The sequence below is a fragment of the Streptomyces formicae genome (assembly GCF_002556545.1).
In the GTDB taxonomy this organism is placed as follows: domain Bacteria; phylum Actinomycetota; class Actinomycetes; order Streptomycetales; family Streptomycetaceae; genus Streptomyces; species Streptomyces formicae_A.
Window position 1 is genome coordinate 3,385,022 of the sequence record NZ_CP022685.1, and the last position, 27,000, is coordinate 3,412,021.

General features: G+C 71.5%; 23 protein-coding genes. 9 read left to right on the forward strand and 14 right to left on the reverse strand.

Annotated elements, in window-relative coordinates; all coding sequences use genetic code 11:
* The first annotated feature begins 92 nt into the window (after positions 1 to 92).
* From KY5_RS14470 to KY5_RS14480, 3 genes are all read left to right on the forward strand, one after another.
* Positions 93 to 500, forward strand: coding sequence for a rodlin (locus KY5_RS14470; RefSeq protein WP_098242635.1), 408 nt, complete (start codon positions 93 to 95; stop codon positions 498 to 500).
* A gap of 235 nt (positions 501 to 735) precedes the next feature.
* A complete protein-coding gene (locus tag KY5_RS41780) occupies positions 736 to 1,359 on the forward strand; it encodes a hypothetical protein (protein ID WP_159072525.1) in 624 nt (207 codons plus the stop codon).
* A gap of 67 nt (positions 1,360 to 1,426) precedes the next feature.
* Positions 1,427 to 1,756, forward strand: coding sequence for a hypothetical protein (locus KY5_RS14480; protein ID WP_098242637.1), 330 nt, complete (start codon positions 1,427 to 1,429; stop codon positions 1,754 to 1,756).
* 115 nt (positions 1,757 to 1,871) lie between these two features.
* On the opposite strand, the gene KY5_RS14485 is transcribed toward KY5_RS14480, so the two are convergent.
* On the reverse strand, positions 1,872 to 2,126 hold the full coding sequence (locus tag KY5_RS14485; protein WP_098242638.1) for a hypothetical protein: 255 nt from the start codon (positions 2,124 to 2,126) through the stop codon (positions 1,872 to 1,874).
* 337 nt (positions 2,127 to 2,463) lie between these two features.
* Here KY5_RS14485 and KY5_RS14490 point away from each other — a divergent pair, with 337 nt between their 5' ends.
* Positions 2,464 to 2,886 (forward strand): hypothetical protein, encoded by a 423-nt coding sequence (locus tag KY5_RS14490; protein WP_098242639.1) that lies wholly within the window; start codon positions 2,464 to 2,466, stop codon positions 2,884 to 2,886.
* Positions 2,887 to 2,962: 76 nt separating this feature from the next.
* On the opposite strand, the gene KY5_RS14495 is transcribed toward KY5_RS14490, so the two are convergent.
* Positions 2,963 to 3,214: a hypothetical protein gene (locus KY5_RS14495; protein WP_098242640.1), complete on the reverse strand. Its 252-nt coding sequence runs from the start codon at positions 3,212 to 3,214 to the stop codon at positions 2,963 to 2,965.
* A 241-nt stretch (positions 3,215 to 3,455) separates the two neighbouring features.
* Between KY5_RS14495 and KY5_RS14500 the strand changes: the two genes are divergently transcribed.
* Positions 3,456 to 3,785, forward strand: coding sequence for a hypothetical protein (locus tag KY5_RS14500; RefSeq protein WP_159072526.1), 330 nt, complete (start codon positions 3,456 to 3,458; stop codon positions 3,783 to 3,785).
* Here KY5_RS14500 and KY5_RS14505 read toward each other — a convergent pair.
* The 10 genes from KY5_RS14505 to iolC form a co-directional block, all read right to left on the reverse strand.
* Complete coding sequence (locus KY5_RS14505) at positions 3,782 to 5,356, reverse strand: vWA domain-containing protein (RefSeq protein WP_098242642.1); 1,575 nt, start codon at positions 5,354 to 5,356, stop codon at positions 3,782 to 3,784. The genes KY5_RS14500 and KY5_RS14505 overlap by 4 nt on opposite strands.
* Positions 5,357 to 5,703: 347 nt before the next feature.
* The gene (locus KY5_RS14515) at positions 5,704 to 6,570 is read right to left on the reverse strand and encodes an ABC transporter permease (RefSeq protein ID WP_098242644.1); all 867 of its coding nucleotides are present in this window, start codon (positions 6,568 to 6,570) and stop codon (positions 5,704 to 5,706) included.
* Positions 6,567 to 9,245 (reverse strand): alpha/beta fold hydrolase, encoded by a 2,679-nt coding sequence (locus KY5_RS14520; protein ID WP_199843077.1) that lies wholly within the window; start codon positions 9,243 to 9,245, stop codon positions 6,567 to 6,569. The genes KY5_RS14515 and KY5_RS14520 overlap by 4 nt, the downstream gene beginning before the upstream one ends.
* Before the next feature lie 201 nt (positions 9,246 to 9,446).
* Entirely contained in the window at positions 9,447 to 10,892 is a 1,446-nt protein-coding gene (locus KY5_RS14525; protein ID WP_098242645.1) for an APC family permease, read from the reverse strand.
* Between the two features lie 386 nt (positions 10,893 to 11,278).
* Positions 11,279 to 11,626, reverse strand: coding sequence for a 5-carboxymethyl-2-hydroxymuconate Delta-isomerase (locus KY5_RS14530; protein ID WP_098242646.1), 348 nt, complete (start codon positions 11,624 to 11,626; stop codon positions 11,279 to 11,281).
* 130 nt (positions 11,627 to 11,756) lie between these two features.
* Positions 11,757 to 13,259 (reverse strand): CoA-acylating methylmalonate-semialdehyde dehydrogenase, encoded by a 1,503-nt coding sequence (mmsA, locus tag KY5_RS14535; protein ID WP_098242647.1) that lies wholly within the window; start codon positions 13,257 to 13,259, stop codon positions 11,757 to 11,759.
* Between the two features lie 17 nt (positions 13,260 to 13,276).
* Positions 13,277 to 15,175, reverse strand: a complete 1,899-nt coding sequence (iolD, locus tag KY5_RS14540; protein WP_098242648.1) for a 3D-(3,5/4)-trihydroxycyclohexane-1,2-dione acylhydrolase (decyclizing) — start codon at positions 15,173 to 15,175, stop codon at positions 13,277 to 13,279.
* Positions 15,172 to 15,978 (reverse strand): 5-deoxy-glucuronate isomerase, encoded by an 807-nt coding sequence (iolB, locus tag KY5_RS14545; protein ID WP_098242649.1) that lies wholly within the window; start codon positions 15,976 to 15,978, stop codon positions 15,172 to 15,174. Before iolB ends, iolD begins: the two co-directional genes overlap by 4 nt.
* Positions 15,979 to 16,009: 31 nt before the next feature.
* Positions 16,010 to 16,891: a Cgl0159 family (beta/alpha)8-fold protein gene (locus KY5_RS14550; protein ID WP_098247255.1), complete on the reverse strand. Its 882-nt coding sequence runs from the start codon at positions 16,889 to 16,891 to the stop codon at positions 16,010 to 16,012.
* 305 nt (positions 16,892 to 17,196) lie between these two features.
* Positions 17,197 to 18,123 (reverse strand): 5-dehydro-2-deoxygluconokinase, encoded by a 927-nt coding sequence (iolC, locus tag KY5_RS14555; protein WP_098247256.1) that lies wholly within the window; start codon positions 18,121 to 18,123, stop codon positions 17,197 to 17,199.
* Between the two features lie 183 nt (positions 18,124 to 18,306).
* Between iolC and KY5_RS14560 the strand changes: the two genes are divergently transcribed.
* The 4 genes from KY5_RS14560 (at position 18,307) to KY5_RS14575 (ending at position 22,780) form a co-directional block, all read left to right on the forward strand.
* Positions 18,307 to 19,206, forward strand: coding sequence for a sugar phosphate isomerase/epimerase family protein (locus KY5_RS14560; protein WP_098242650.1), 900 nt, complete (start codon positions 18,307 to 18,309; stop codon positions 19,204 to 19,206).
* Between the two features lie 554 nt (positions 19,207 to 19,760).
* A complete protein-coding gene (locus tag KY5_RS14565; RefSeq protein ID WP_098242651.1) occupies positions 19,761 to 19,958 on the forward strand; it encodes a helix-turn-helix transcriptional regulator in 198 nt (65 codons plus the stop codon).
* A 135-nt stretch (positions 19,959 to 20,093) separates the two neighbouring features.
* A complete protein-coding gene (locus tag KY5_RS14570) occupies positions 20,094 to 20,417 on the forward strand; it encodes a heavy-metal-associated domain-containing protein (protein WP_098242652.1) in 324 nt (107 codons plus the stop codon).
* A gap of 104 nt (positions 20,418 to 20,521) precedes the next feature.
* Positions 20,522 to 22,780 carry a heavy metal translocating P-type ATPase gene (locus KY5_RS14575; RefSeq protein ID WP_098242653.1) on the forward strand — a complete coding sequence of 753 codons (2,259 nt, stop codon included), beginning with the start codon at positions 20,522 to 20,524 and terminating at the stop codon, positions 22,778 to 22,780.
* A 482-nt stretch (positions 22,781 to 23,262) separates the two neighbouring features.
* On the opposite strand, the gene KY5_RS14580 is transcribed toward KY5_RS14575, so the two are convergent.
* Positions 23,263 to 24,561: a citrate synthase gene (locus tag KY5_RS14580; RefSeq protein WP_199843079.1), complete on the reverse strand. Its 1,299-nt coding sequence runs from the start codon at positions 24,559 to 24,561 to the stop codon at positions 23,263 to 23,265.
* A gap of 133 nt (positions 24,562 to 24,694) precedes the next feature.
* Positions 24,695 to 26,980 carry an ATP-dependent RecD-like DNA helicase gene (locus tag KY5_RS14585; protein WP_234363176.1) on the reverse strand — a complete coding sequence of 762 codons (2,286 nt, stop codon included), beginning with the start codon at positions 26,978 to 26,980 and terminating at the stop codon, positions 24,695 to 24,697.
* Positions 26,981 to 27,000 lie beyond the last annotated feature (20 nt).

A 27,000-nucleotide genomic window follows, 5' to 3' on the forward strand; every position in this document is an offset into this window, starting at 1 on the left:
AACGGGCTACTCCCCGCAACTCCCGCGCCGCCACTCAGTTGATAGGCATGCGGCTCCAGAACGGAGCCGGTCTTCGAAGGGAACCCCACACCATGAAGAAGCTGCTCGCAACGGCCGCGCTCGCCGCGTCCGTCGCCGGTATGTCCGCTGTCGCCGCCCCCCAGGCCATGGCCATCGGTGACGACTCGGGCACCACCTCGTCCAGCGGCAACGGCGCGATGCAGAGCTTCGGCAACTCCGCCACCAAGGGCGACATGAGCCCGCAGATGTCGCTGGTCCAGGGCTCGCTGAACAAGCCCTGCATCGGCCTGCCGGCCAAGGCCAACGTCGGTTCGCTCGTCGGCCTCGTGCCGATCGCGGTCCAGGACATCCCGATCCTGTCGGCCCCGCAGAACCAGCAGTGCACCGAGAACTCGACCCAGGCCAAGGGCGACGAGCCGCTGTCGCACATCCTGGACCAGATCCCGGTCCTCTCCGGCAACGGCGTGGACAACAGCTGACCTGTGCGTTCACGGCCGTGAGGGTCCCCTTCAGGTGCGAAAGGGGGCCCTCGCGGCCGTTCCGCGTCCCGGTCGCGTCCGCCCGCGTCACCCGACTGGCGGGGCTATCCGCCCGCTGGCCCCGGGGTCTGTTATCCGTCGGCGCTCCGGTGGCATAACCCTCCATGCGCCGCAGGAGCAAACGGCAGGAACAACGACAGAAACCGCGAACGTCGGACCTTGGGAGTGTTGTGTGATGGGTGCCCGCAGACATCTACTGTTCCTGGCTGCCGTGCCGCTGGCCATGGGCGTGACCGCGCTGCCGGCCGGTGCCGATCCCCAGCCGCCCGCTCCCTCGGCGCTGCCCGACGGCGGCACGACCGTGTCGACGCGCACCGCCAGCGTCGTCACCGAACTCAGCGCCCAGGAGGTCTCCCTCGGCGACCGGGCGACCCTCCACGTGAGCGGCCGACTGGTGGACGGGGACACGCTCGTGTTCCCCCTGTCGCGGCTCGCCGTGTCCGTGGAGATCACCAGTACCTCCGGGGCCGTACAGCAGTGCAACACCGTGACCACCCGCGAGGGCCGCTTCACCTGTGTCTTCCACGTCGCCGCCGACGACACGGCGTCGGCCACCGTCACCTTCCGCGGCAACGCGGTGTTCGCCCCCGGGACGGCGACCACGACCATCGCGCCCGGGTCGACGGCTCCCACGGCCCCCACTCCTCCGGCAGCCACCCCGCCGGTTCCCACCCCTGCGGCTGCCACTCCTCCGGCCGCCACTCCCCCGGCCGCCGCGACGCCCTCCGCCCCGGCCGCGCCCGAGGCCGCCGCCCCGAGTGCGACTCCGTCGAGCAGCCCCGTTCCTGACGCCCACTAGGGTCGAAAGCGGGCGGCTGCCGGTGCGTCGCCCGGGAAGGGCCTCCGCGAGGGCACAAGGTCAATGCATGTTGACTGCGCTCACCACCCACCGACCGTTCCGCCTCACCGTCCGCGCCCTCGTACTGTCCACGGGGCTGTGCTTGGCCTCGGGCGGCGTCGCCGCCGCGGCGCAGGGGACGGATCCCGCCACCGACTCCGTTCCTGCCGTCTCCGCCCTCGGCGAGGGCGGGCCGTCCTGGCACCAGGAGACCGTGGACTTCACCGGTGGCGTCCTCGACTACCGGGAGACGGCATCCGGTTTCGACGCCTCGGGAACCGCCTACTTCACGCAGAGCCACCTGACGGTGGGCGGTCCCGGGCACATCCGCTACACGACCACGGAGTCCCACTCCTGACCGTGGACCTTCTCCGGCCCCGTACGCGGCCGCACACAGGCGTGAGCCCCGAAGCGGTCGCTTCGGGGCTCACGGTGCGATCCGGCTCAGCGGCCGGACGGCGAGGGGGACCTCGTCAGGAGTGCGAGCCCGTCGAGTGGCCCGTGGCGCCCGAGGGTCCTGCCTGCTTCGTGGTGGTCTTGAAGTAGGCCTTGCCGTCCGGGGTGAAGCCGCTGACCGTGCTCGACGACATGCCGCCGCTGGAGTTCGCGGAGTCCTGCGACTTCTTGTAGCCGGGGCCGCCGTCGTGGGCGGACGCGAAGCCCGCGCTGCCGATGACGAGGGGCGTGACGAGAGCACCGACAGCGACGTACTTGGCAATACTGCGCATCTTGATGCGGTCCTTTCAGAGTTCGCCGGCCACGGGAAACCCCTCTGCAGGGGTCAGCGGAGTCGGCCACCTTCCGCCGTGAGCGATCTTGCCCCGCCACCGGGGAGGCCGCATCCGGGGCGATTACCCGCAGTGAGGAACATCCGCCGCTTCGCCTGCCACAAGGCAGTTGACCAGTGCTGATGCCGCGACAGATCGTTCGCGGGTTCTCCTCCTGACGGTGCATCCGGGTGGTGGGAGGCGTCGGCTCCGCTGCCTTTGCGGGCCCGCCGGGATCGGCACAGACTCGATCTGTCCCTGGCTGTGAACCCAGCCCCCACGACCTCCCGGAGAGTCCATGTCGCACGTCCGCACCCGGCTCGCCCGCACCCTGTCCGTCCTCGCCATCGGCGCGGCCGCGTCGGCGCTCGCCCCCGGCACCGCCGCCGCCGTCGACCGCCTCAGCGTCGTCGAGGCCACCGCGGCGGGCGACCACGTCCGAGTGACCGTCCGCTACCGGTGCGAGGCGGAGCTGGGCACCGACACGCTGGCGGTCGCCCTCGCCGACACCCGCGACGGCGGCGTCTACACCGCCACCGCGTCGCCTTCCTGTGACGGCACGTGGCGCCGATCGGTCGTCTCCGCCGCCCGCAGCGCGGGCCCCGTGGCCTCGGCCGGTGCCGACGCCGTCGTCACCGCGAGCCTCGGCGTCGGTCCCGGCCCGCAGGTGTTCCCCACCGCCGACGCCCGCACCACCCTCACGCTGCGCGCCCCGGCCTGACGCACCGGCAGCGTCCGCACACACGAAGGCTCCCTGCCCGTCACTCTTGGGCAGGGAGCCTTCGGCGCGGTCAGCGTCAGGAATGCGAACCCGTGCCGCTACCGGTCGCGCCCGTCGGGCCCGCCTTCTTCGTCGAGGTCAGGAAGTACGCCTTGCCGTCCGGGGTGAAGCCGCTGACGGTCTCCGTCCGCTCACCGCCACTCATGTTGGCCGAGTTCTGCGACTTCTCGTAGGCCGGGCCGTCGTTGGCGGACGCCATGCCGGCGGTCCCGATGACCAGCGGGGTGACGAGGGCTCCGACGGCGACGTACTTGGCAATGCTGCGCATCTTGATGCGGTCCTTTCGAGGGTGTTCCGGCCGTGGCAGAAGGGCCCCGTTTGACCAGGGCCTGGCGGAGTCGGCCGACCTCCGCCTGTTTTGACCCTGCACCCGCCGCGCGGACCACGCATCTTCATGACTCCGTACAGACCAATCCCCCGCCACCCGCACGCCGACGAATGGCGGGCGCGGCGAGACGCCTGCACGCTGGCTGCGTCTTCCCCGTGAATTCCCCTGTGAAAGGAATCGCATGTTCCGCCGTCGTGCTCTAGCCGTGTTCACCCTTGCCGCGCTCGCATTGAGCCCTGTCGCCGCAGCTCAGGCAGATACCGTCCCCGTCGACGCCTTCGACGCCCAGTCCTGCCGGATCACCGGACACACCGCCGATCAGGGCCCCTACATCACGGTCACGTCCATCCCGCACCCCATCAGCGCACAGCGGTGCCGCGAGCTCGGCGGAACCGTCATTTCCGCCCTGGACGTCTACGCGGCCCCGCTGGCCGAGGACACGTTGGCCGAGGACACGCTGGTCGAAGACGCCACCCTGGCGATCGAGCCCGACCCGGCCGAGGTGGGCTAGCGCCCCGCGAGGCGGGCGGCCCGTTCGATGGCGGTGGTCAGTGCGCGGACCTGTTTGCGGTCGGCCGTGTTCCCGGGCAACTCGCGTGCCCGCCGGGTCAGTTCCTCCAGCGAGGGCGTGTCGGGGAGGGGCTGCACGCCCCTCGGCCGCGGGTAGTTCTCCGCGCCGGAGCGCAGTCCGTCCGCGAAGTAGGCGGCGATGGCGCTGACTTGGAGTCCGCCGTCCGCCCGCCACAGGGAACCTTCCAGGTCGGCGGCCTCGATCCGGCCCGACTCCTCGTGCGGGGCGCGGCTCTCCGGGTCGAGCCAGCGCACGCTCGCCGTGGCGAGGTGCCCGTCGGCGCCGGGCTTGGCCCGCACCGCGTAGAGCGCCGTCACCGTGTGTCCGGGGCCGATCTCGCCGCCGTCCACGGAGTCGTCGCGGAAGTCCTCGTCGGCGACCCGGCGGTCGTCGTAGCCGATGAGGCGGAACCGCTCGACGGTCTCCGGGTCGAAGGCGACCTGCGCCTTCGCGTCCCTGGCGCGCAGTTCGACGTGAGCGGGGAGCTGCTCGCAGAAGACCTCGCGGGCGTCCTCGACGTCCGAGACGTACGTGGTGTGGCCGTCGCCCTTGTCGGCGAGCCGCTCCATCAGGGCGTCGCCGTAGTCGCTGCCGACGCCGACCCCGAAGAGGGTGATGCCGTACGCGCGGCGGGCGTCGGAGATCCGCTCCAGGATGCCGTCGGCGCTGGTCTCGCCCGTGTTGGCGAGGGCGTCGGAGAGCAGGACGACCCGGTTGGTCGCGCCCTCCTTCCTGCCGCGCACGGCGGTGTCGTAGCCGGTCTCCACGCCCGCCTCCAGGTTGGTGGACCGGGTGGGTTCGAGGCGGGCGATCGCCGAGTGCGCCCGGGCGCGGCCGTCGCCCGTGTCGCCGAGGCGGGTCATCGGCAGGACCGTTTCGGCGGTGTCGCTGAAGGAGACGAGCGCGATCGAGTCGTCGGGGCGCAGTTGGTCGGTCATGATGCCGAGCGACTTCTTGACCAGGTCGAGCCGGCCCGGTTCCGCCATGGAACCGGACACGTCGATGACGAACGTGAGCGCGGCGGGCGGCCGTTCGGACTCCTCGTCCGCGCCGCGGGTGGCGAGGCCGACGCGGACCAGGGACCAGCCGTCCTCGCCGGTGCGGGCACCGTCCACGCTCACCGAGAAGCCGTCGCCTTCCGGCCTGCGGTAGTCCTGCCGGAAGCTGTTGACGAACTCCTCGGGGCGGACCGTCGCGGGGTCGGGCAGCCGCCCCTCGCCGAGCGTGCGCCGCGCGAAGCCGTACGAGGCGGTGTCGACGTCCAGGGCGAAGGTGGAGAGGTAGTCGGGGGCGAACTCCCCGTTGTCGCGGTCCTGTTGCTCGCCCTCGCCTGGTGTGCCGCCCCCGGTGTCGGGCGCCGCGGGTGCGGGGAGCGGCGCGGTGCCGCCGCCTTGGTGCTTGTCGTCGGCCGCGGACCGGTGGTCGCTGCCTCCGCCGCTGCAGCCGGTGAGCAGCAGGCCGCCCGCCAGCACCGCGGCCAGCAGCCCGTGGCGTATTCTCCGCGTCCGCATCCGTCCCCCTCGCGTCGTCTGCTTCCGTATCTGTGACTGTGACGCGAGGAGGGCTTCGAGCGATCGCACCCGGACGTTGCGGATGGGTTTCGATGCGGATACGCGGCGGAGAGCGCGTCACCCAGTTGCCGGGCGCGCGTCTCCTCCGCCAGGAGCGCCTCGACCGGACCCCTGGCGGGCCAGTCGCTCGCCGCCCGCGTACCGGGAGGCGGGGCCGGGGGCACTCTCCCCGGCCAAGTGCGGGTACCGCAGGGCGACTTCGTGGGTGGCCAGGACCGCGAGCAGCACGTGCTCGGCGCCGAACTTCCCCGCGCCGTCGTCGGTGCTCCACGCCCGGACCCGCTCCCTCAGCTCACCACGTCCTTGCGGGCGAACCCCCGGAAGGCCAGCGCGAAGAGCACCAGCGCGTACGTCACCGAGACCGCCGCGCCCTGGATCATGCCGCCCCACTCCATGCGCGGCTGGATGACGTCCGCCCAGGCGAACTGCCAGTGCGCGGGCAGGAAGTCGCGCCAGTGGCCGAGGGCGGTGACCGCGTCCAGGACATTGCCCACGATGGTCAGGCCGACCGCGCCGCCGACCGCGCCGAGGGGTGCGTCGGTCTTGGTGGAGAGCCAGAACGCGAGCCCCGCGGTGACCAGTTGGGAGACGAAGACGTACGCGACGACGATCACGAGGCGCTGGGCCGCAGTGCCCGCCGGGAGCACGCCGCCGGTCGGGATCTCCAGCGGCCCCCAGCCGTACGCGGCCGTGCCGACCAGGAGCGCGACCACCGGGAGCAGCACCATGGCGGCGGCGCTGAGTCCGAGCGCGACGGCGAGTTTGGACCACAGCAGGCGGGCCCTCGGCACAGGTGCCGCCAGCAGATAGCGCAGGGACGACCAGCTCGCCTCGGAGGCGACGGTGTCGCCGCAGAACAGCGCGACGGGGATGACCAGCAGGAAGCCCGCCGAGACGAACAGGCACGTCGCGGCGAAGTTCGCCCCGGACGCGGTGGCCGTGTCCATCAGGGTCACCCGGCCGTCGCGCGAGTCGGGCGAGCCGCCCGCGACGGCGAAGGCGATGACGAGCACGACCGGCAGGAGCGCCATGATGGCGCCCATCACCAGCGTGCGCCGCCGCTTGAGCTGGCGGACCGCCTCGACCCGCAGGGGCAGCGTGCGTCCGGCGCGGTAGCCGGGGGCGGTGTCCAGTAGCCCGGTGGGCGCGCTCACGCGGCACCGCCTCCGATCAGGGTCAGGAACGCGTCTTCGAGGCGGCGGTGCGGGCCCATGGACTCCACGGGCACTTCCAGGCGCACCAGTTCGGGCAGGAGCCGGGCGGCGCTCGCGCCCTCGGTGCCGTCCAGGCGGATCAGGAGCCCGTCGTCCGCGCGGACCGCGGAGGCCACGCCGGGCAGCGCGGCGACCTTGTCGACCAGCGGGTCCTGGACGTCGGAGGCGAGGCCGACGAACAGCGTGTCCCCGGAGCCGACGATGTCGGCGACGGGGCCCGCCTGGACGAGGCGGCCGCGGTCCATCACCACCAGGTGCGTGCAGGACTGCTCGACCTCGGCCAGGAGGTGGCTGGAGACGATGACCGTGCGCCCGCCGCGCGCGTACCGGATCATGACCTCGCGCATCTCGCGGATCTGCGGCGGGTCCAGGCCGTTGGTCGGCTCGTCGAGGATCAGCAGGTCGGGCAGGCCGAGCATGGCCTGGGCGATGGCGAGGCGCTGGCGCATGCCCTGCGAGTACGTGCGCACGGCGCGGGCGAGCGCGTCGCCGAGACCGGCGATCTCCAGGGCCTCGTCCAGGTGGGCGTCCTCGGCGGGGCGTCCGGTGGCCTTCCAGTACAGCTCCAGGTTCTCCCGGCCCGAGAGGTGCGGCAGGAAGCCCGCGCCCTCGACGAACGCGCCGACCCGGGAGAGGACGGGCGCGCCGGGCCTGATCGCCTGCCCGAAGACGCGGATCTCGCCCTCGTCGGGCCTGATCAGGCCCATCAGCATGCGCAGGGTCGTCGTCTTGCCCGCGCCGTTCGGCCCGAGCAGGCCGAGGACCTGGCCCTTCTCCACGGTGAAGGAGAGGTCCTTGACCGCGTACCGGTCGGTGGACCTGGCGTACCGCTTACTCAAGTCCGTGATCTTCAGGGGCACTTCGGCGAGCGCGGGGTCGGGCGCGGGCGCCGTGGTCCGCCTGCGCCCGGCGACCAGGAGCAGGGCGGCGAGCACCGCTCCGGAGGCGGGCAGCCACCACACCCAGGAGGGCAGCGGCGCGGCGGCGGTCTCCACGCCGGGCGCCGTCGGAACCTTGAGACCGCCCTTCAGGGACACGGTGTACGTGGCGGGCTCGACCGGCGACGCGTAGCCGAGGTCGGTGGAGGCGAGGGCGAGGCGCAGCTTGTGGCCCTTGCGCACCTCGTGGTCGACGGCGGGCAGCGTCAGCTCGACGTCCTTGCCCTGCTTGGTGCCCTCGACCCTTATGGGGGCCACGAGTTGGGAGGGCAGCACCTGCTGCTTGCCGCCGGGCCCGATGTCGTACACCTTCGCGAAGAGCACCGTGTCGTCGCTGGAGGACTTCAGGTGGACCCGTGCCGTGGGCGTGCCGGTGATGCGCAGGTCCTCGTCGAGCGTCTCGGAGTCGAACTTGGCGTACTGCCCCGGGAAGTCCAGGGAGACGCCGACGCCGAGCGAGGTGAGCCGGGAGAGGCCGCCGCCGCCGAGGCCGGGCAGGGCGGAGATCGCGGGCGGGCTGGCGCCCGCGGGGTTGTCGAAGGTCTGCTCGCGGCCGCCGAGCGCCACCTCGCGCGGACCGCTCGTCAGGCCCGGGTAGCGGTCGCCGCTCGCGCCGCGCAGGGTGGCCGCGCCGTCGGTGGAGTCGATGCCGCCGGTGCGCGTGACGCGGAAGGCGGGGCCGGTGTCGGCGCTCTTGTCGTCCTTCAGGTAGCGGTCGAACCAGGAGCCGACGCGCTTCTCCACGCGGCCGCGCTCGCTGTCGCCGCCGTCGTGGCCGCCCGCGATCCAGTCGACGGACACGGGCGCGTGGTGGGCGCGGAGCGCCTTGGCCATGGCGTCGGCGTGGCCGAGCGGGAAGAGGGAGTCTGTCTGGCCCTGCGCGATGTACGTGGGCACCTTGATGCGGTCGGCGACGGCGGACGGGCTGCGTCCGGCCAGCAGCTCGCGGGCCGCGGCGTCGGGCTTCCCGGCCTCGGCGACCCGGTCGTACATCTCGCACAGCCGCTTCTCGAACTGCTCGCAGCCGCCGCCGGTGTTGACGAAGATGCCTGCCCAGAGCTTCTTGAAGACGCCGTCGGGGAACAGCGCGTCCGCGAGGTTCCAGTAGGTGATCTGCGGGGCGATGGCGTCCACCCTGCGATCGTGCCCGGCGGCGAGGAGCGAGACCGCGCCGCCGTACGAGGCGCCGGTGACGCCCACGCGCGGGTCGCCCTTCCCGTCGAGCTGGATCTCGGGCCGCTTCGCCAGCCAGTCGATCAGCCGGGACACGTCGGCGACCTCGCCCTCGGGGTCGTTGAGCCCGATCTTCCCGGTGGACCTGCCGAAGCCGCGCGCGGACCACGTCAGGACGGCGTAGCCCTCGCGGGCCAGGTCCTCCGCCTGCTCGCGCACATCGGCCTTGCTGCCGCCGAAGCCGTGCCCGATGAGGACGGCGGGGCGCTTGGTGCCGGTGTCGCCCGCCGTGAAGTACGAGGTGTCGATCCGTACGTCACCCCGGCCGCCGTCGGTGTCGATCATCAGGTCCGAGCGGTGCACGGCGGGGCCCTCGTCCGAGGCGACCGCCGTCCACGTGCCCACACCGGCGAGCACCGCGACGGCGGCCGCCGCGGCGAGCAGCCTGCGCCTGCCGTGCCGCGCGAGGGGCCTGAGCCTGGCCCTGGGCAGTCGTAGATCCATGCCGTCAACCGTACGGGCGGCGACTGACATCCGGGGCAGCCGTCGGTCTGAACCCCCGTGCCTCCCTGGGGAGTAGACTCCGCGCCCCGCGTACCGCGCTCGTGGTACGCGCTGCCTCCGTCGACCGGGGCTCGTGTCGATCGCGCTGCGCGCTCGTCCTCAAACGCCGGACGGGCTGGATTTAGCCCGGCTGGGCTGGATTTAGCCCAGCTCCTCCTCCGGGATGCTCACCAGCCACCGCGTCTCCCGCCGCGGCCGCAGGTACAGCGCCCAGTACAGGGTGGCCGCCAGCACGATCCCGCCGGTCCACAGCAGGTACGGCACCTCCTGCTGGCTCAGGATGTACGCGAGGACGGCGATGAGCACCACCGGCACCGCGGGCCACAGCGGCATCCGCCACGCGGAGCGTGCGCCGTGCGAGCCCCGGCGGGCGAGCAGCGCGGCGACGGCCACCAGGAGGTACATGCCGGTCACCGAGACGCCGGTCACTCCGTAGAGCGTGTCCAGGTTGACGAAGCAGAGCACGGCTCCGGGGACGCCCACCAGGAGCGTGGCCACCCAGGGCGCGCCGGTCCCGCCGAGCCGTACGAGCGCCTTGTTGACCGGCGCGGGCCACGCCTTGTCGCGGGCGGAGGCGAACAGGACGCGGGAGTTCTGGATGACCATGACGATGCCCGCGTTGATGATCGCGAGGGCCACGCAGAGGCTGACGAACGTGCCGACCGCCGAGTTGGACCAGGCCGTCACCATGGCGCTGATGTCGCCCTCGGTCAGCGCCGTCAGGCTCTCCGCGCCCATGGTGATCGCGATGACCGGGACCAGGATGATCACCGAGGAGATGGCGAGCGTGGTGAGGACGGTGCGTGCGACGTTGCGGCGCGGGTTCTCCAGCTCTTCGGAGAGGTAGACCGCCGTCGAGAAGCCCTGCGTGACGAAGAGCGCGATGGCGAGGCCGGAGACGATCAGCATGGCGGTGACGGTGTCGACTCCGCCGGAGCTTCCCGCGCCCCCGGCGCCCGGCCCCGACGCCACCGTCAGGTCCACCAGGCTGCCGGGGCCCCGCTCGGCGTGCGCGAAGCCGAGTACGGCGACCACGCCGGCCGCGATGACCTCGAGGACCAGGAAGATGCCGGTGATCCAGGCGTTGGCGCGCAGGTCGAGCAGGCCCGCGAGGGTGGCGAGGATCATGACGCCCGCGCCCGCGTAGGACGGGTCGAGGTGGAGGACGGGCGCGAGGTAGTCGGCCGTGCCCATCGCGATGACGGGCGGGACGATCATCACGACGAGCAGGGAGAGGACGAAGACCAGCCAGCCCGCGAGACGCCCCGCCATCGTCGAGACCATCGCGTACTCGCCGCCCGCGCTGGGGATCAGCGTGCCGAGCTCCGAGTAGCAGAACGCGACGCCGACGCAGAGCAGCGAGCCGATGGCGATGGTGAGCGCGGTGGCGGTGCCGAGCGAGGAGAAGAGGTCGGGCACGACCACGAAGAGCGTGGAGGCGGGCGTCACGCAGGACAGCGTGAGGAGGGTGCCTCCCACGACGCCGATGGAACGCTTGAGCTTCTGGTGGCCGCCCGGCTCGGCCGGTGCCGCCGAGGAGGGGGCCTCGGTGACGGCGGGCGTGGGCGGGCGAAGCGTATCGGTCATGAAGCGCGGTTCCGATCGACTCGTGCGGCAGGTGCTGCGGCGGGAGCGCTATCGCCTCCGAAGGCTGTTGAGCGGTGTGTTCCAGTGGCTCCCGGCGCGTCATCGAACCCCGGCGGTAACCGGAACGTCAACGGTCATTTGCCTACGGAATCCGCAGCCGTGCACCTGCCCAAGTCGCCTGGCTTTCCCAAGAGTTTGCCCCCTGGTGTTGCAATGAGCATGCGAACACCGAAGATGACCTTGCCTTTACAGGCGTATGAACGAGGAAGCATTAGCTGCCCGAATTGCGCCCTGTGCACGGGAACCGCAAAGGAGTCGCGAAAAAAGAAACGGCACCGTCCGGAATTCGGACGGTGCCGCGGCACGCTCGGTGACGCCGTGCCGACTCAGTGCGTCGGGTGCAGCCGGTACGAAGGGTCGAGATCGCGGACCTCCACCGAGTACGTCGCGCCCTCGGCGACCCCCGACAGGTGCTTGCCGAGCAGCGCGAGCACGTCCTCGGAGAGCCGCGCCCTCACCCCGCTCGCGCGGCCCGCGAGCAGGCCCACCGTGACGTGGACGAAGGCGGCGCGGGGCCTGCCCTCCACGAAGGCCGCGGCGGGGCGGCAGAACGTCTTGCCGACCCCCACCGAGTCCACCCGCTCCACGACCAGCGGATGCAGCTCCGCCACCAGGGCGGGCAGATCCAGGACGCCGGACAGGGTGTCGGCGTAGTCGATGTCGATGTGCGGCATGCTCACGGCCTCTCATGTAGTGCACACGCATCGTAGAACGGTGAACCAACGGCAGAGCCCCCGGCCGGGGCGGCCGGGGGCTCGGGAGCCGGTGAGGGAGCGGCTCAGTGGTTGCGATCAGTGGTCGCGATCAGTGGTTGCGCGGGAAGCCCAGGTCCACCCCGGACGGCGCGTCCGACGGGTCGGGCCAGCGCGTGGTGACGACCTTGCCGCGGGTGTAGAAGTGCGTGCCGTCGTTGCCGTAGATGTGGTGGTCGCCGAAGAGCGAGTCCTTCCAGCCACCGAAGGAGTGGTAGCCCACCGGCACCGGGATCGGCACGTTCACGCCGACCATGCCCGCCTCGATCTCCAGCTGGAAGCGGCGGGCCGCGCCGCCGTCCCGGGTGAAGATGGCCGTGCCGTTGCCGAACGGCGAGGCGTTCATCAGCGCCACGCCCTCCTCGTAGGTGTCCACGCGCAGCACGCAGAGCACCGGGCCGAAGATCTCGTCCTTGTACGCGTCGGCCGTCACCGGCACCCGGTCGAGCAGCGAGAGCCCGATCCAGTGGCCGTCCTCGTGACCCTCGACGGTATAGCCGGTGCCGTCCAGGACGACCTCGGCGCCCTGGGCGGCCGCGCCCGTGACGTACGAGGCGACCTTGTCGCGGTGGGCGGCCGTGATCAGCGGGCCCATCTCCGAGGTCGGGTCGTTGCCGGGGCCGATCTTGATCTTCTCGGCGCGCTCCTTGATCTTGGCGACCAGCTCGTCGGCGACGGAACCGACCGCGACGACCGCCGAGATGGCCATGCAGCGCTCGCCCGCCGAGCCGTAGGCGGCCGAGACCGCGGCGTCGGCGGCCGCGTCCAGGTCGGCGTCCGGCAGGACCAGCATGTGGTTCTTGGCGCCGCCGAGGGCCTGCACGCGCTTGCCGTTGGCGGAGGCGGTGGTGTGGATGTAGCGGGCGATGGGCGTCGAGCCGACGAAGGAGACGGCCGAGACGTCCGGGTGCTCCAGGAGGCGGTCCACGGCGACCTTGTCGCCGTGCACGACGTTGAAGACGCCGTCGGGCAGACCGGCCTCGCTCAGCAGCTCCGCGATCTTCATCGAGGCGGACGGGTCCTTCTCGCTCGGCTTGAGCACGAAGGTGTTGCCGCACGCGATGGCCAGCGGGAACATCCACATCGGCACCATGGCCGGGAAGTTGAACGGCGTGATGCCCGCGACGACGCCGAGGGGCTGGCGGATGGACGACACGTCCACGCGCGAGGCCACCTCCGTCGACAGCTCGCCCTTCAGCTGGACCGTGATGCCGCAGGCCAGGTCGACGATCTCCAGACCGCGCGCGACCTCGCCGAGCGCGTCCGAGTGCACCTTGCCGTGCTCGGCGACGATCAGCTCGGCGATCGCGTCGCGGTTGGCGTCGAGCAGGGCGCGGAACTTGAAGAGGATCGCGGTGCGCTTGGCGAGCGAGGAGGTGCCCCACGTCGCGAAGGCCGAGCGGGCGGCGGCGACGGCCGCGTCCACCTCGCCGACCGACGCGAAGGCGACCTGCGTCGTGACGGCGCCGGTCGCCGGATCGGTGACCGGGCCGAACGTTCCGGACGCGCCCTCGACGGGCTTCCCACCGATCCAGTGGCTGACGGTCTTCGTCATGACAAGCATCCCTACTCTCACAGGTGGCGGCGTCGGGCAGTGACGTGCCGGTCGTACTCTTCCCTGGCCTTGACCGCCGACACTCGGGTCGCGGTCTCGGCCACGGGCACATCCCACCACGCCTGTGCGGGGGGCGGGCCCGACACTGTGTCTGCCGTTTCCGTCTCCACATAGACACATGTGGGACGGTCTGCCCCGCGCGCTTCGCGCAGCGCCTCGCGCAGGTCACGGATGGTCTTGGCGCGAAGGACCCGCATGCCGAGCGAGGCGGCGTTGGCGGCGAGGTCGACGGGCAGGGCGTCGCCCGTGTACGTCCCGTCGGGCGCGCGGAAGCGGTAGTCGGTGCCGAAGCGCTCGCCGCCCACGGACTCCGAGAGCCCGCCGATGGAGGCGTAGCCGTGGTTCTGCAGGACGACGACCTTGATCGGGACGTTCTCCTGGACGGCCGTGACCAGCTCCGTCGGGTTCATCAGGTACGTGCCGTCGCCGACGAGGGCCCACACGGGCCGCTCCGGCGCCGCGAGCGCGACGCCGATCGCCGCCGGGATCTCGTATCCCATGCAGGAGTAGCCGTACTCGACGTGGTACTGCCGCGCCGAGCGCGCCCGCCACAGCTTGTGCAGGTCGCCGGGGAGGGAGCCCGCCGCGTTGATGAGCACGTCCTCGTCGGTGACCAACTCGTCGAGGAGACCGAGGACTTGGGGCTGCGTCGGGCGTACGTCGGGTTCGTCGGTCTCGTACGCGGCGTCGACGCGGTGCTCCCAGCGCTCCTTGTCGTCCGTGTACTCGACGGCGTAGGCGGGCTCGACGCGGTGGCCGCGCAGCGTGCCCGTGAGCGCCTGGAGCCCGGCGCGCGCGTCCGCGATCAGGGTGGCGCCCGCCAGCTTGTGGCCGTCGAAGGGCGCGATGTTGAGGTTGAGGAAGCGCACCCCGGGACGCTCGAAGAGGGTGCCCGAGGCGGTGGTGAAGTCGCTGTAGCGGGTGCCGACGCCGATCACCAGGTCGGCGGTGCGGGCCAGTTCGTTGGCGGTCGCCGTGCCGGTGTGGCCGACGCCGCCGACGTCCGCCGGGTGGTCGAAGCGCAGCGAGCCCTTGCCCGCCTGGGTGGAGGCCACGGGGATCCGGGTCGCGTCGACCAGTTCCCGCAGGGCGTCCTCGGCGGCGCTGTGGTGCACGCCGCCGCCCGCGATGATCAGCGGCCTGCGCGCCTCGCGCACCGCCCGCACGGCGTCGGCCAGTTCCCGGGGGTCGGGCACGGGCCTGCGCACGGCCCAGGTCCGCTCGGCGAAGAACTCCTCCGGCCAGTCGTACGCCTCCGCCTGGACGTCCTGCGGCAGCGCGAGCGTGACGGCGCCGGTCTCCACGGGGTCGGTGAGCACGCGAAGGGCGGCGAGCGCGGCGGGGACCAGCGCCTCGGGGCGGGTCACGCGGTCGAAGTACCGCGACACCGGGCGCAGGCAGTCGTTGACCGACACGTCGCCCGCGTAGGGCACTTCGAGCTGCTGGAGCACCGGGTCCGCGGGGCGGGCCGCGAAGGTGTCGCCGGGGAGCAGCAGGACGGGCAGCCGGTTGACGGTGGCGAGGGCGGCGCCGGTGACGAGGTTGGTGGCGCCGGGGCCGATGGAGGTGGTGACCGCGTGGGTGGACAGGCGTCCGCACTGGCGGGCGTAGCCGACGGCGGCGTGCACCATGGCCTGCTCGTTGCGCCCCTGGTGGAACGGCATCTCGTCGGCGTGCTCCACGAGCGCCTGCCCGATGCCCGCCACGTTGCCGTGCCCGAAGATGCCCCAGGTCGCGCCGATCAGCCGCTGCCTGGTGCCGTCGCGCTCGGTGTACTGACGGGACAGGAAGCGCACGAGCGCCTGCGCGGTGGTCAGCCTGACGGTCCTCGCGGGGCCCTTGGGGGTTGCCGTCATCGATATCCCTCCGTGTGATCGGGGTGGAAGCAGATCCGCCACTCCCTCTCCTCACCAGGCCCCGCCATCACATTCAGGTAGTACATCGGATGGCCCGGCTGGGCGATGGAAGGCCCGTGCCAGCCGTCGGGCACGAGCACCGCGTCGCCGGTGCGGACCTCGGCGAGGACGTCGGTGCCGCCTTCGCGGGACGGGAAGACGCGCTGGTAGCCGAAGCCGCCGTCCCCCTCGATCTCGAAGTAGTAGATCTCTTCGAGCTCGGCCTCGACGCCCGGGCGGTGCTCGTCGTGCTTGTGCGGCGGGTACGAGGACCAGTTGCCGCCCGGCGTGATCACCTCGACGGCGATCAGCCGGTCGCAGTCGAAGGCGTCCGCGGACGCGAAGTTGCGCACCTCGCGTGCGCAGTTGCCGCTGCCGCGGCTCTCCACTGGTACCTCCGGCGCGGAGCCGTAGCGGGCGGGGAGTCGACGCTCGCACTTCGCTCCTGCCAGGGCGAAGCGGCCTCCCGCGCCGGAGGCGATCTGGATCCGGGCCTCGCGGGGGAGGTAAGCGAAGTCGCTGACTCCGCTGAACACGCTCTCCCGGCCCAGCAGTTCGATGATCTCGTCTTCCGCCCGCACCGTACAGCCGCCGGTCAGCGGCAACACGATCCATTCACTCTCACCGGTGGCGAAGGAGTGCGTCTCGCCGGGCCCCAGTTCGAGGATCCGCAGCCGCGAGCAGGCCAGGGCGGCGGCCCGCTCGGGGTCGATGTCGAGGGCGTACGGCCCCTCGGCCGCGCTCCCCTTCGGTACGTACGTCATGCAGACCTCACTGACCCTTCCTACCCCCCTGCTAGAGCAGCCCCACGGCGGTGTCGACGGCCCCCGCCACGTCGCCGTCGGGCGGGTAGAGCAGCGACCTGCCGACGACGAGTCCCCGCACGGTGGGCAGTTGCAGGGCGCCGCGCCACTTCTCGTACGCGGCGTCCTGATCATCCCCAATGTCCCCGCCGAGCAGCACGGCGGGGAGCGTCGAGGTCTCCATCACCCGGGCCATGTCGTCGGGGTTCTCGGTGACGGGGACCTTCAGCCAGGTGTACGCCGATGTGCCCGCCAGGCCGGAGGCGATGGCGATCGACGTGGTGACGGCGGACGCGCTCAGGTCGTTGCGGACCGGGCCCGCGCCGCCCTCGCCCCGCCGGGACAGGAACGGCTCGACGAAGACGGGGAGCCGGCGCTCCGCCATCGCGTCGACGGCACGGGCCGCGGAGTGCAGCGTGGTCAGCGACCCCGAGTCGGCGTAGTCCACGCGGAGCAGCAGCTTGCCCGCGTCGAACCCGAGCCGTGCGATGTCCTCGGCCCGGTACCCCGTGAACCGGTCGTCCAACTCGAAGGAGGCCCCCGCGAGTCCCCCGCGGTTCATCGACCCCATGACGACCTTGCCCTCCAAGGCCCCGAGCAACAGCAGGTCTTCGAGAATGTCGGCCGTCGCGAGCACCCCGTCGACCCCGGGCCTCCCCAACGCGAGACAGAGCCGCGCAAGGAGATCCCCCCGATGGGCCATGGCCAACGGATCCCCACCCACCCCGAGGGACCCCCGCCCCGGGTGGTCAGCAGCCACGATCATCAACCGCCCCCGCTCCCCGAGAAGCCCCCGCCGCGACCGCCGGGCGGCGGCTTCGGAGATGGCTTCGGGGTGCTGGGCACGGGTGAGGGAGAGGGCGCCTACGTCGATGGGGGGCGCTTGCGGCGACGCGCGGAAGGCGGGGGTCAACGCCGCTCGCCGCTCCGGGGCGCGCGAAGCGGGGCCGGGGTTCGGCCCCTGCCGCGCTGGGAGAGCAGAGTCAAAACCTGGCGCCTCCGGCGCGGGGGGATGGGGGGTAGGGGCGGGGGCGGGGCCCAGCGCCTCCGCCGCACGGAAAGCAGGACCCACTTTCAACCCCTCCGCCGCACGGGAAGCGGGGCCCGATTTCAGCCCCTCCGGCGTTTGAGGAGCGGGGTCTGGGGCGGAGCCCCAGGGAGCCCGGTGCCGAGCAACCGTCACGTCACCACCCCCGCATCCACCACCAAGGCGACCTCGCCAGCAAAAGGCATGGCGGACGAGCACTCCAGCCGCGAAGCGACGATCGCCCCCGCCGCGTTGGCGTACCGCATGACCCGCTCCAACTCCCACCCCGCCAGCAGCCCGTGGCACAACGCCCCGCCGAACGCGTCCCCCGCCCCGAGCCCGTTGAGGACCTCCACCGGCACCGGCGGCACGCTCGCGGACTCCCCCGCGCGGTTCATCGCGAGGACCCCGTCGGGCCCCTGCTTCACGACGGCCAGTTCGACGCCCGCGTCCAGCAACGCCCGCGCCGCGGCGCGCGGTTCCCGCTCCCCCGTGGCGATCTCGACCTCGTCGAGGTTGCCGACGGCGACTGTGGCGTGCGCGAGCGCCGCGGCATAGCGCGCCCGTGCCTCGGCGGGGTCGGCCCAGAACACGGGCCGCCAGTCGAGGTCGAAGACGGTGATCCCGCCCGACCGCGCCGCGAGCGCCGCCAGCGTCGCCGAACGGCTCGGCTCCGCGCAGAGCCCCGTCCCCGTCATCCAGAAGATCCGCGCCGCCGCGATCGCGTCGAGGTCGAGCTCGTCCTCGTGGATCTCCAGGTCGGGCGCCTTCGGCAGCCGGTAGAAGTACAGCGGGAAGTCGTCCGGCGGGAAGACCTCGCAGAAGGTCACCGGCGTCGGCAGGCCCGCGACCCCGCTCACCCAGCGGTCGTCGACGCCGAACTCGCGCAGCGCCCCGTGCAGATAGGCCCCGAAGGGGTCCTCGCCGGTGCGGGTGACGACGGCGACGCGGCGCCCGAGCCGGGCCGCGGCCACCGCGACGTTGCTCGCCGAGCCGCCGAGGAACTTGCCGAACGTGCTGACCTCGGCGAGCGGCACCCCGGCCTGGAGCGGATAGAGGTCGACGCCGATCCGGCCCATGGTGATGACGTCGTACGGATCGGCGTCGTACGGATCACTCACCCTGCACGTCCCCTCGTCGGGCCCGGTCGGTCGCTCGTGTGTCCCCAGGTCTAATGCTGTCCCGGGAACCCTGTCAACATTTTGTCCTTACATTCGGACCAGTCCTTGACACTCTTCTCCGGCGGCCGGGAGGCTTTCGGCATGACGACGCTGTCACGCATCCGCATCGGTTCGGCTCCCGACTCGTGGGGAGTCTGGTTCCCCGAGGACCCCCGTCAGGTGCCGTGGCGCCGCTTCCTCGACGAAGTCGCCGAGTCCGGATACGAGTGGATCGAGCTCGGCCCGTACGGCTATCTGCCCACCGACCCCGCCGTACTGCGCGAGGAGACGGCCCGCCGCGGCCTCAAGGTCTCGGCGGGGACGGTCTTCACGGGGCTGCACCACGGTCCCGCCGTCTGGGAGAAGACGTGGGCGCACGTCGCGGACAACGCCGCGCTCGCGCAGGCCATGGGCGCCGAACACCTGGTGGTCATCCCGTCCTTCTGGCGCGACGACAAGACCGGCGAGGTCCTGGAGGACCGGGTCCTCACCCCCGCACAATGGCGCGAACTGACCACCCAGACCGAGCGCCTGGCCCACGAGGTGCGCGAGCGGTACGGGCTGCGCGTCGTCGTCCACCCGCACGCGGACACCCACATCGACAGCGAGGCGAACGTCACCCGCTTCCTCGACGCCACCGACCCCGACCTCGTCTCGCTCTGCCTGGACACCGGCCACTACGCGTACTGCGGCGGCGACAGCGTCAAGCTCATCGAGACGTACGGCGAGCGCATCGGCTATCTGCACCTCAAGCAGGTCGACCCGGCGGTCCTCGCCGAAGTGCGGGCCGACGAGGTGCCGTTCGGGCCCGCCGTGGCGCGCGGCGTGATGTGCGAGCCGCCCGTCGGTGTGCCCGCCCTGGAACCCGTGCTCGCCGCCGCGCAGGGCCTGGGCGTCGAGCTCTTCGCCATCGTGGAACAGGACATGTACCCCTGCGACCCCGACAAGCCACTGCCGATCGCCCGCCGCACCCGCTCCTTCCTCCGGTCGTGCGGCGCTTAGAGGGCGGGGCTTGATCCCTCGCCGCTCCCGGGTGGGTGTCCCAGGCGCCGCTTCGCGGCGAATTTCCCCCACCCGCCCACCCTTCTCGCTGCGCGGCGGGGCGGCTTGGCGGGGGGCGCGTCTCGATCCCCCTCTCACCCAGCGGGTGTGCCCTAAGCGCAGCTTCGCGGCGAATTCTCCCCACCCGCCCGCCCTTTCCGCTGCGCGGTGGGGGCGGAGGCGGGGGCGGGGGCGGTGCGGGAACGCCGTGAGGTTCCCGCACCGCCCCCGCCGCCACCCACACCCCCACCGCCCACGCCACCCGCGGTGAACACGCGCCTCTTGCGCGCCGGAGCAACGCGCTCCCGTTATGCGTCGCTTACGTCACAAACACTCTCTTCCTGTCACACATGTCTCGTATACGCGGGTCTTCCGTCACAGGCAGCCCACAGGGGCTCTCCCGCTGTCACTCTGCGTCGTTCACCGGGCACAGGCTGAGTGATCGCCGCGCGCAGCGCCCAGCTCCCCCGTCGGCCTTTCCGGCCGCCCTGGGTGCGCGCAGGGAGGTGCCACCGATGACCGACCGCAGGCTTTGGTCGTACAAGGAGATCGCCGCGCACATCCGGGTGCAGCCCGACACCGTGCGCTCCTACCGCAAGCACGGGCTGCTGCCCGAACCCGACCACGTGGAGAGCGGCAAGCCGTACTGGTACGCGGACTCCATCCGCGCCTGGGTCGCCGCCCGGCCGGGCAACCGGGGGCGCAGGGACTGACGCCGCGTCCCAGCCTCGTTGAGAAATACCCCCTAGGGGTATAGTGTGACGAGTGTCAGGAGGTCCCCGGGACTCCGGGGCCCCCTCCTGCACGTGATGTCGCACACGCCTACACGCCTCCCGGAGGAGAACGACATGAGCGCCCAGACCGAGCTCCCGCAGGCCACGTCCGAGACGACCGGCTCCTGCTGCTCCCCCAGCGGTTCCTGCCACTCGGACACCGCCGCCGAGGCGCCGCAGGGCGCCGTCACCACGGTGTACGAGGTCAAGGGCATGACCTGCGGACACTGCGAGGGCGCCGTGTCGAGCGAGATCTCGGAGCTCGCCGGGGTCTCCTCCGTGACCGCCGTCGCCGCCACGGGCCTGGTCACCGTGGTCTCCGCGGCCCCGCTCGACGAGGCCGCGGTCCGCGACGCCGTGGACGAGGCCGGTTACGAGCTGAGCGGCGTCGCCTCCTGACGTCTGTCCCTCGGCCCACCGGGTACCCCGGGCCCTGTGGTGTCGGCGCCGACACCACAGGGCCCGCAGCCGTCCCACCACCCCGGAAGTAGTACGAAAGAGTCATGACCGAAGTCGAACTCGCCGTCGGCGGGATGACCTGCGCCTCCTGCTCGTCCCGCATCGAGAAGAAGCTGAACCGCCTGGAGGGCGTGACCGCCGCGTCGGTCAACCTCGCCACGGAGAAGGCGAAGGTCTCGTACGACGAGGGCGGCGAGGGCGGTGGCGTCGAGGTCGCCCAGCTGATCGCGCTGGTCGAGAAGCTCGGCTACACGGCCGAGGAGATCGTGCCCGCCCCGCCGGAGCCCGTCGCCGGGGACGCGCCGCCGCCGACCACCGCCGACATCACCGAGCCCGACACCCTGCGGCAGCGCCTGGTCGTCTCCGCCGTCCTCGCGCTGCCCGTCGTACTGCTCGCGATGGTCCCCGCCCTCCAGTTCGACAACTGGCAGTGGCTCTCGCTGACCCTGGCCGCGCCCGTCGTCGTCTGGGGCGGCCTCCCCTTCCACCGCGCAGCCCTCACCAACCTGCGGCACGGCGCGGCGACCATGGACACGCTCGTCTCCGTCGGCACGCTCGCCGCCTTCGGCTGGTCGCTCTGGGCACTGTTCTTCGGGGACGCCGGGATGCCGGGGATGCGGCACGGTTTCGACTTCACCGTGTCGCGAGGTGACGGGGGATCGACCGTCTATCTCGAAGTGGCCGCCGGGGTCGTCACCTTCATCCTGTTGGGGCGCTGGCTGGAGGCGCGCTCCAAGCGGAAGGCGGGCGCCGCGCTGCGCGCCCTGCTCGAACTGGGCGCCAAGGACGTGACCGTACTGCGGGACGGAGCGGAGACCCGGATTCCGGTCGGCCGCCTCGCCGTCGGTGACCACTTCGTCGTACGCCCGGGAGAGACCGTCGCCACCGACGGAACCGTCGTCGAGGGATCGTCCGCCGTCGACGCCTCGATGCTGACCGGCGAGTCCGTGCCCGTGGACGTGGGGGTCGGCGACTCCGTCACCGGGGCGACCATGAACGCCTCGGGACGCCTGGTCGTCGAGGCGACGCGGGTCGGCGCCGACACCCGGCTGGCGCGGATGGCGCGGCTCGTCGAGGACGCACAGACCGGCAAGGCCCAGGTGCAGCGCCTCGCCGACCGGATCGCCGGGGTCTTCGTGCCCGTGGTCCTGCTCGTCGCGACCGGCACGCTGGGCGGCTGGCTGGGCGTCACGGGCGACGCGACCGCCGCGTTCACCGCCGCCGTCGCCGTACTGATCATCGCCTGCCCCTGCGCGCTCGGCCTGGCGACGCCGACCGCCCTGATGGTCGGCACCGGGCGCGGCGCGCAGCTCGGCATCCTCATCAAGGGCCCCGAGGTCCTGGAGTCCACGCGCCGCGTCGACACCGTCGTCCTGGACAAGACCGGCACGGTGACGACGGGGCACATGGAACTGACCGACGTGTACGTCGCGGGAGACACGGAGGAGAAGCAGCTCCTGCGCCTCGCGGGGGCCCTGGAGCACGCCTCCGAGCATCCGGTGGCCCGGGCCGTCGCGGCGGGCGCCACCGAGCACCTGGGGGCCGCGCCGCCCACGCCCGAGCGGTTCGAGAACGTCGCCGGGCTCGGGGTGCGCGGCACCGTCGAGGGACACGAGGTACTCGTCGGCCGCGCCCGGCTCCTCGCGGACGCGGGCGTCACCGGTCTGGACGAGGTGGGCGCGCTGCGGGACGCCGCGGAGGCCGCGGGGCGCACGGCGGTCCTCGTCGCCTGGGACGGCGCCGCACGCGGCGTTCTGGCGGTCGCGGACACGGTGAAGGAGAGCAGCCCCCGCGCGGTGCGCGAACTGCGCGCGCTCGGGCTTGCACCGGTGCTCCTGACCGGTGACAACCAGGCCGTCGCCGACGCCGTGGCACGAGAGGTGGGGATCGCACCCGACGCCGTGTACGCGGAGGTGCTGCCCGAGGACAAGGTCGAGGTCGTGCGGCGCCTTCAGGGCGAGGGCCGGGTCGTGGCGATGGTCGGGGACGGCGTGAACGACGCGGCCGCGCTCGCCACCGCCGATCTGGGCCTGGCGATGGGCACCGGAACGGACGCCGCGATCGAGGCGGGCGACCTGACGCTGGTGCGCGGGGACTTGCGGGTGGCCGCCGACGCCATCAGGCTCTCCCGCAAGACGCTCGCCACCATCAAGGGCAACCTCTTCTGGGCCTTCGGCTACAACGTCGCCGCGCTGCCGCTCGCCGCGGCCGGGCTCCTGAACCCGATGATCGCGGGCGCCGCGATGGCGTTCTCCTCCGTCTTCGTGGTCACCAACAGCCTCCGTCTGAGGGCCTTCACATAGGCCCTTCACAGACGTTTCAACATCCCCACACAAGAGTCCCGATCCCCATATCGGGGCTCTTGCGCATGTACAGGACATATGCAAGAGACGCAGATCACAGTGATTCGAACGTAACCATTGAGGGGGGTCGCGAGTCTAATGGGGCGATGCAGGAAGATGTCTTGGGGGACGTCTTCCGGCATGTGGGGACATCTTGGGGGATGTCCCTTGCAATTGCGTTGCCGGGGCACGTGCACCGGGGAGCTTTGAGCGGCCCTCCCGTACGTACGCGTCCCGGCAGACCGCAGGGCACGTCCACAGACGCCCGGCCGGATCCCGTGGGGGGAATCCGCACCGGGAAAAAGGGAAGCGCCCCGACCGTCGACCCGTGGGGGGATCGACGGCGGGGCGCTTTCCGCTTTACTCGCCGAGAGGGGGCGCCCCGTAAGGGGCGCGGGGAACTGCGCGACCAGCCACAGCGGGCCCGCAGATACCCGAGAAGGTCAGCGACCCTCGACCGGGACGAAGTCCCGCAGAACCTCACCGGTGTAGATCTGGCGCGGGCGACCGATGCGCGAACCCGGCTCCTTGATCATCTCGTGCCACTGGGCGATCCAGCCCGGCAGACGACCAAGAGCGAACAGCACGGTGAACATCTCCGTGGGGAAGCCCATGGCCCGGTAGATGAGACCGGTGTAGAAGTCGACGTTCGGGTAGAGCTTGCGCTCGACGAAGTAGTCGTCGGCCAGCGCGTGCTCTTCCAGCTTCAGCGCGATGTCGAGCAGCTCGTCGGACTTGCCGAGGGCCGAGAGGACGTCGTGCGCCGCCGCCTTGATGATCTTCGCCCGGGGGTCGAAGTTCTTGTAGACGCGGTGCCCGAAGCCCATGAGCTTCACGCCGTCTTCCTTGTTCTTCACCTTGCGGATGAAGGTGTCGACGTCGCCGCCGGACGCCTGGATGCCCTCGAGCATCTCCAGGACCGACTGGTTGGCGCCACCGTGCAGCGGGCCCCACAGGGCCGAGATGCCGGCCGAGATCGAGGCGAACATGTTCGCCTGCGAGGAGCCGACCAGACGCACGGTGGAGGTCGAACAGTTCTGCTCGTGGTCCGCGTGCAGGATCAGGAGCTTGTCGAGCGCGTTGACCACGACCGGGTCCAGCTCGTACTCGGCGGCGGGCACCGAGAAGGTCATGCGCAGGAAGTTCTCGACGTAGCCGAGGTCGTTGCGCGGGTAGACGACCGGGTGGCCCTGCGACTTCTTGTACGCGTAGGCCGCGATCGTCGGAAGCTTGGCGAGAAGGCGGATCGTCGAGAGGTGACGCTGCTTCTCGTCGAAGGGGTTGTGGCTGTCCTGGTAGAACGTCGACAGCGCGCTGACCACGGACGACAGCATCGCCATCGGGTGGGCGTCACGCGGGAAGCCGTCGTAGAACCGCTTGACGTCCTCGTGCAGCAGGGTGTGCTGCGTGATCTCGTTCTTGAAGGTGGCCAGCTCGTCGACCTTCGGCAGTTCGCCGTTGATCAGGAGGTACGCCACCTCGGTGAAGGTGGAGCGCTCGGCCAGCTGCTCGATCGGGTAGCCGCGGTACCGGAGGATGCCCTGTTCACCGTCGAGATAGGTGATGGCGGATTTATAGGCGGCGGTGTTTCCGTAGCCGCTGTCCAGGGTCACCAGACCGGTCTGGGCGCGGAGCTTCCCGATGTCGAAGCCCTTGTCGCCGACGGTCGACTCGATCACCGGGTAGGTGTACTCGCTGTCGCCGTACCGCAGTACTACACCGTTGTTAGCGTTCTCGCTCACGTCATCCCTCACCGACGTTGTGCCTCTTCTTCGAGGTGCCCTGACTGTCTCTACCATCCCCCATTTGGCCCTGGAGAGTGCACTCGGGGTCGACCATTGGGCCTATTGGCGGCACTCAGTGCCGCCAACCTGCTCATCCTGCCCCCTTCGCCCCGGTTCCGGAAGTGCTGTGTGACGTTTGCGACTCGTTTGATCGATCAAAACGTCCAGGGCCCTCCCCGCGGCGCCCCGAAAGCCTGAAATCCAGGGCCGTACAGCGCTTGCCCGCGGAGACCGTGCGTACCGCCTGGCCCAGAGCCTTGCGCGAACCGACGAGCACCACCAGCTTCTTGGCGCGTGTCACCGCGGTGTAGAGCAGATTGCGCTGGAGCATCATCCACGCGCCCGTGGTGACGGGTATCACCACCGCCGGATACTCGCTGCCCTGGGAGCGGTGGATCGTCACGGCGTAGGCGTGCGAGAGCTCGTCCAGTTCGTCGAAGTCGTACGGGATCTCCTCGTCCTCGTCGGTCAGGACGGTCAGCCTCTGGTCGTCCGTGCTGAGCGAGGTGACCACGCCCACCGTGCCGTTGAAGACGCCGTTCTGCCCCTTCTCGTAGTTGTTGCGGATCTGGGTGACCTTGTCGCCGACGCGGAAGACCCGGCCGCCGAAGCGCTTCTCCGGCAGGTCGGGCCTGGCGGGCGTGATGGCCTGCTGGAGGAGGCCGTTGAGGTTCCCGGCGCCCGCGGGGCCGCGGTGCATGGGGGCGAGGACCTGGACGTCGCGGCGCGGGTCGAGGCCGAACTTCTTGGGGATGCGGTGCGCGGCGACGTCCACCGTGACGCGGCCCGCGTCCTCGGTCTCCTCCTCGACGAAGAGGAAGAAGTCCTTCATGCCCTGGGTGAGCGGCGGCACACCGGAGTTGATGCGGTGGGCGTTGGTGACCACGCCCGACTCCTGGGCCTGCCGGAAGATGCGGGTGAGACGGACGGCGGGGACGGGGCTGCCGTCGGCGAGCATGTCCCGCAGGACCTCGCCCGCGCCGACGCTCGGCAGTTGGTCCACATCGCCGACGAAGAGCAGGTGGGCGCCCGGCGGGACCGCCTTGACCAGCTTGTTGGCCAGGAGCAGGTCCAGCATCGAGGCTTCGTCGACCACCACCAGGTCGGCGTCGAGCGGCCGCTCCTTGTCGTACGCCGCGTCTCCCCCCGGCCGCAGCTCGAGGAGGCGGTGGACGGTGGACGCCTCGGCGCCCGTCAGCTCGGCGAGGCGCTTGGCGGCGCGTCCGGTGGGAGCGGCGAGGACGACCTTGGCCTTCTTGGCGCGGGCCAGCTCGACGACGGAGCGGACCGTGAAGGACTTGCCGCAGCCCGGCCCGCCGGTCAGGACGGCCACCTTCCGGGTCAGCGCGAGCTTGACCGCCTCCTCCTGCTCGGGCGCGAGTTCGGCTCCCGTGCGCTTCGCGAGCCAGCCGAGTGCCTTGTCCCAGGCGACGTCACGGAAGGCGGGCATCCGGTCCTCGTCGGTCCTCAGGAGGCGCGACAGCTGGGCGGCCAGGGAGATTTCGGCGCGGTGGAAGGGCACCAGATAGACGGCCGTGACGTCCTCGCCGCCGTCCGGGCCCGGCACGCTCTCCCGTACGACCCCCTCCTCCTCGCCCGCCAGTTCGGCGAGGCAGTCGATGACCAGGCCCGTGTCCACCTGGAGGAGCTTGACCGCGTCGGCGATCAGGCGCTCCTCGGGCAGGAAGCAGTTGCCCTGGTCGGTGGATTGCGAAAGGGCGTACTGCAGACCGGCCTTGACGCGCTCCGGGCTGTCGTGCGGGATGCCGACCGACTGGGCGATGCGGTCGGCGGTGAGGAAGCCGATGCCCCAGACGTCGGCGGCGAGGCGATAGGGCTCGTTCTTCACGACGGAGATCGAGGCGTCGCCGTACTTCTTGTAGATGCGCACCGCGATGGAGGTGGAGACGCCGACTCCCTGGAGGAAGACCATGACCTCCTTGATGGCCTTCTGCTCCTCCCAGGCGGCGGCGATCATCTTCGTCCGCTTGGGGCCGAGTCCCGGCACCTCCACCAGGCGCTCGGGCTCGGTCTCGATGATGTCGAGGGTGTCCACGCCGAAGTGGGTGGTGATCCGGTCGGCCATCACCGGGCCGATGCCCTTGATGAGGCCGGAGCCGAGATAGCGGCGGATGCCCTGGATGGTGGCGGGCAGCACCGTCGTGTAGTTCTCCACGGTGAACTGCTTGCCGTACTGCGGGTGGGAGCCCCAGCGGCCCTGCATCCGCAGCGACTCCCCGGCCTGGGCGCCGAGCAGCGCGCCGACGACCGTGAGCAGATCGCCCGCGCCGCGTCCGGTGTCGACGCGCGCGACCGTGTACCCGGTCTCTTCGTTGGCGTACGTGATGCGCTCGAGGACCCCCTCGAGCACCGACATCGCCGGTGCCTGACTCGACA

What these genes read in the sequence shown, in the direction of transcription:
- mmsA (WP_098242647.1), bottom strand. Translation starts at nt 13,259, where the DNA reads ATGACGAAGACCGTCAGCCACTGGATCGGTGGGAAGCCCGTCGAGGGC.
- KY5_RS14495 (WP_098242640.1), bottom strand. Translation starts at nt 3,214, where the DNA reads ATGCGCAGCATTGCCAAGTACGTCGCCGTCGGAGCCCTCGTCACCCCG.
- KY5_RS14565 (WP_098242651.1), top strand. Translation starts at nt 19,761, where the DNA reads ATGACCGACCGCAGGCTTTGGTCGTACAAGGAGATCGCCGCGCACATC.
- KY5_RS14500 (WP_159072526.1), top strand. Translation starts at nt 3,456, where the DNA reads ATGTTCCGCCGTCGTGCTCTAGCCGTGTTCACCCTTGCCGCGCTCGCA.
- KY5_RS14490 (WP_098242639.1), top strand. Translation starts at nt 2,464, where the DNA reads ATGTCGCACGTCCGCACCCGGCTCGCCCGCACCCTGTCCGTCCTCGCC.
- iolB (WP_098242649.1), bottom strand. Translation starts at nt 15,978, where the DNA reads ATGACGTACGTACCGAAGGGGAGCGCGGCCGAGGGGCCGTACGCCCTC.
- KY5_RS14530 (WP_098242646.1), bottom strand. Translation starts at nt 11,626, where the DNA reads ATGCCGCACATCGACATCGACTACGCCGACACCCTGTCCGGCGTCCTG.
- KY5_RS14470 (WP_098242635.1), top strand. Translation starts at nt 93, where the DNA reads ATGAAGAAGCTGCTCGCAACGGCCGCGCTCGCCGCGTCCGTCGCCGGT.
- iolD (WP_098242648.1), bottom strand. Translation starts at nt 15,175, where the DNA reads ATGACGGCAACCCCCAAGGGCCCCGCGAGGACCGTCAGGCTGACCACC.
- KY5_RS41780 (WP_159072525.1), top strand. Translation starts at nt 736, where the DNA reads ATGGGTGCCCGCAGACATCTACTGTTCCTGGCTGCCGTGCCGCTGGCC.
- KY5_RS14485 (WP_098242638.1), bottom strand. Translation starts at nt 2,126, where the DNA reads ATGCGCAGTATTGCCAAGTACGTCGCTGTCGGTGCTCTCGTCACGCCC.
- KY5_RS14560 (WP_098242650.1), top strand. Translation starts at nt 18,307, where the DNA reads ATGACGACGCTGTCACGCATCCGCATCGGTTCGGCTCCCGACTCGTGG.
- KY5_RS14575 (WP_098242653.1), top strand. Translation starts at nt 20,522, where the DNA reads ATGACCGAAGTCGAACTCGCCGTCGGCGGGATGACCTGCGCCTCCTGC.
- KY5_RS14520 (WP_199843077.1), bottom strand. Translation starts at nt 9,245, where the DNA reads ATGGATCTACGACTGCCCAGGGCCAGGCTCAGGCCCCTCGCGCGGCAC.
- iolC (WP_098247256.1), bottom strand. Translation starts at nt 18,123, where the DNA reads ATGGGCCGGATCGGCGTCGACCTCTATCCGCTCCAGGCCGGGGTGCCG.
- KY5_RS14585 (WP_234363176.1), bottom strand. Translation starts at nt 26,980, where the DNA reads ATGTCGGTGCTCGAGGGGGTCCTCGAGCGCATCACGTACGCCAACGAA.
- KY5_RS14570 (WP_098242652.1), top strand. Translation starts at nt 20,094, where the DNA reads ATGAGCGCCCAGACCGAGCTCCCGCAGGCCACGTCCGAGACGACCGGC.
- KY5_RS14525 (WP_098242645.1), bottom strand. Translation starts at nt 10,892, where the DNA reads ATGACCGATACGCTTCGCCCGCCCACGCCCGCCGTCACCGAGGCCCCC.
- KY5_RS14505 (WP_098242642.1), bottom strand. Translation starts at nt 5,356, where the DNA reads ATGCGGACGCGGAGAATACGCCACGGGCTGCTGGCCGCGGTGCTGGCG.
- KY5_RS14480 (WP_098242637.1), top strand. Translation starts at nt 1,427, where the DNA reads ATGTTGACTGCGCTCACCACCCACCGACCGTTCCGCCTCACCGTCCGC.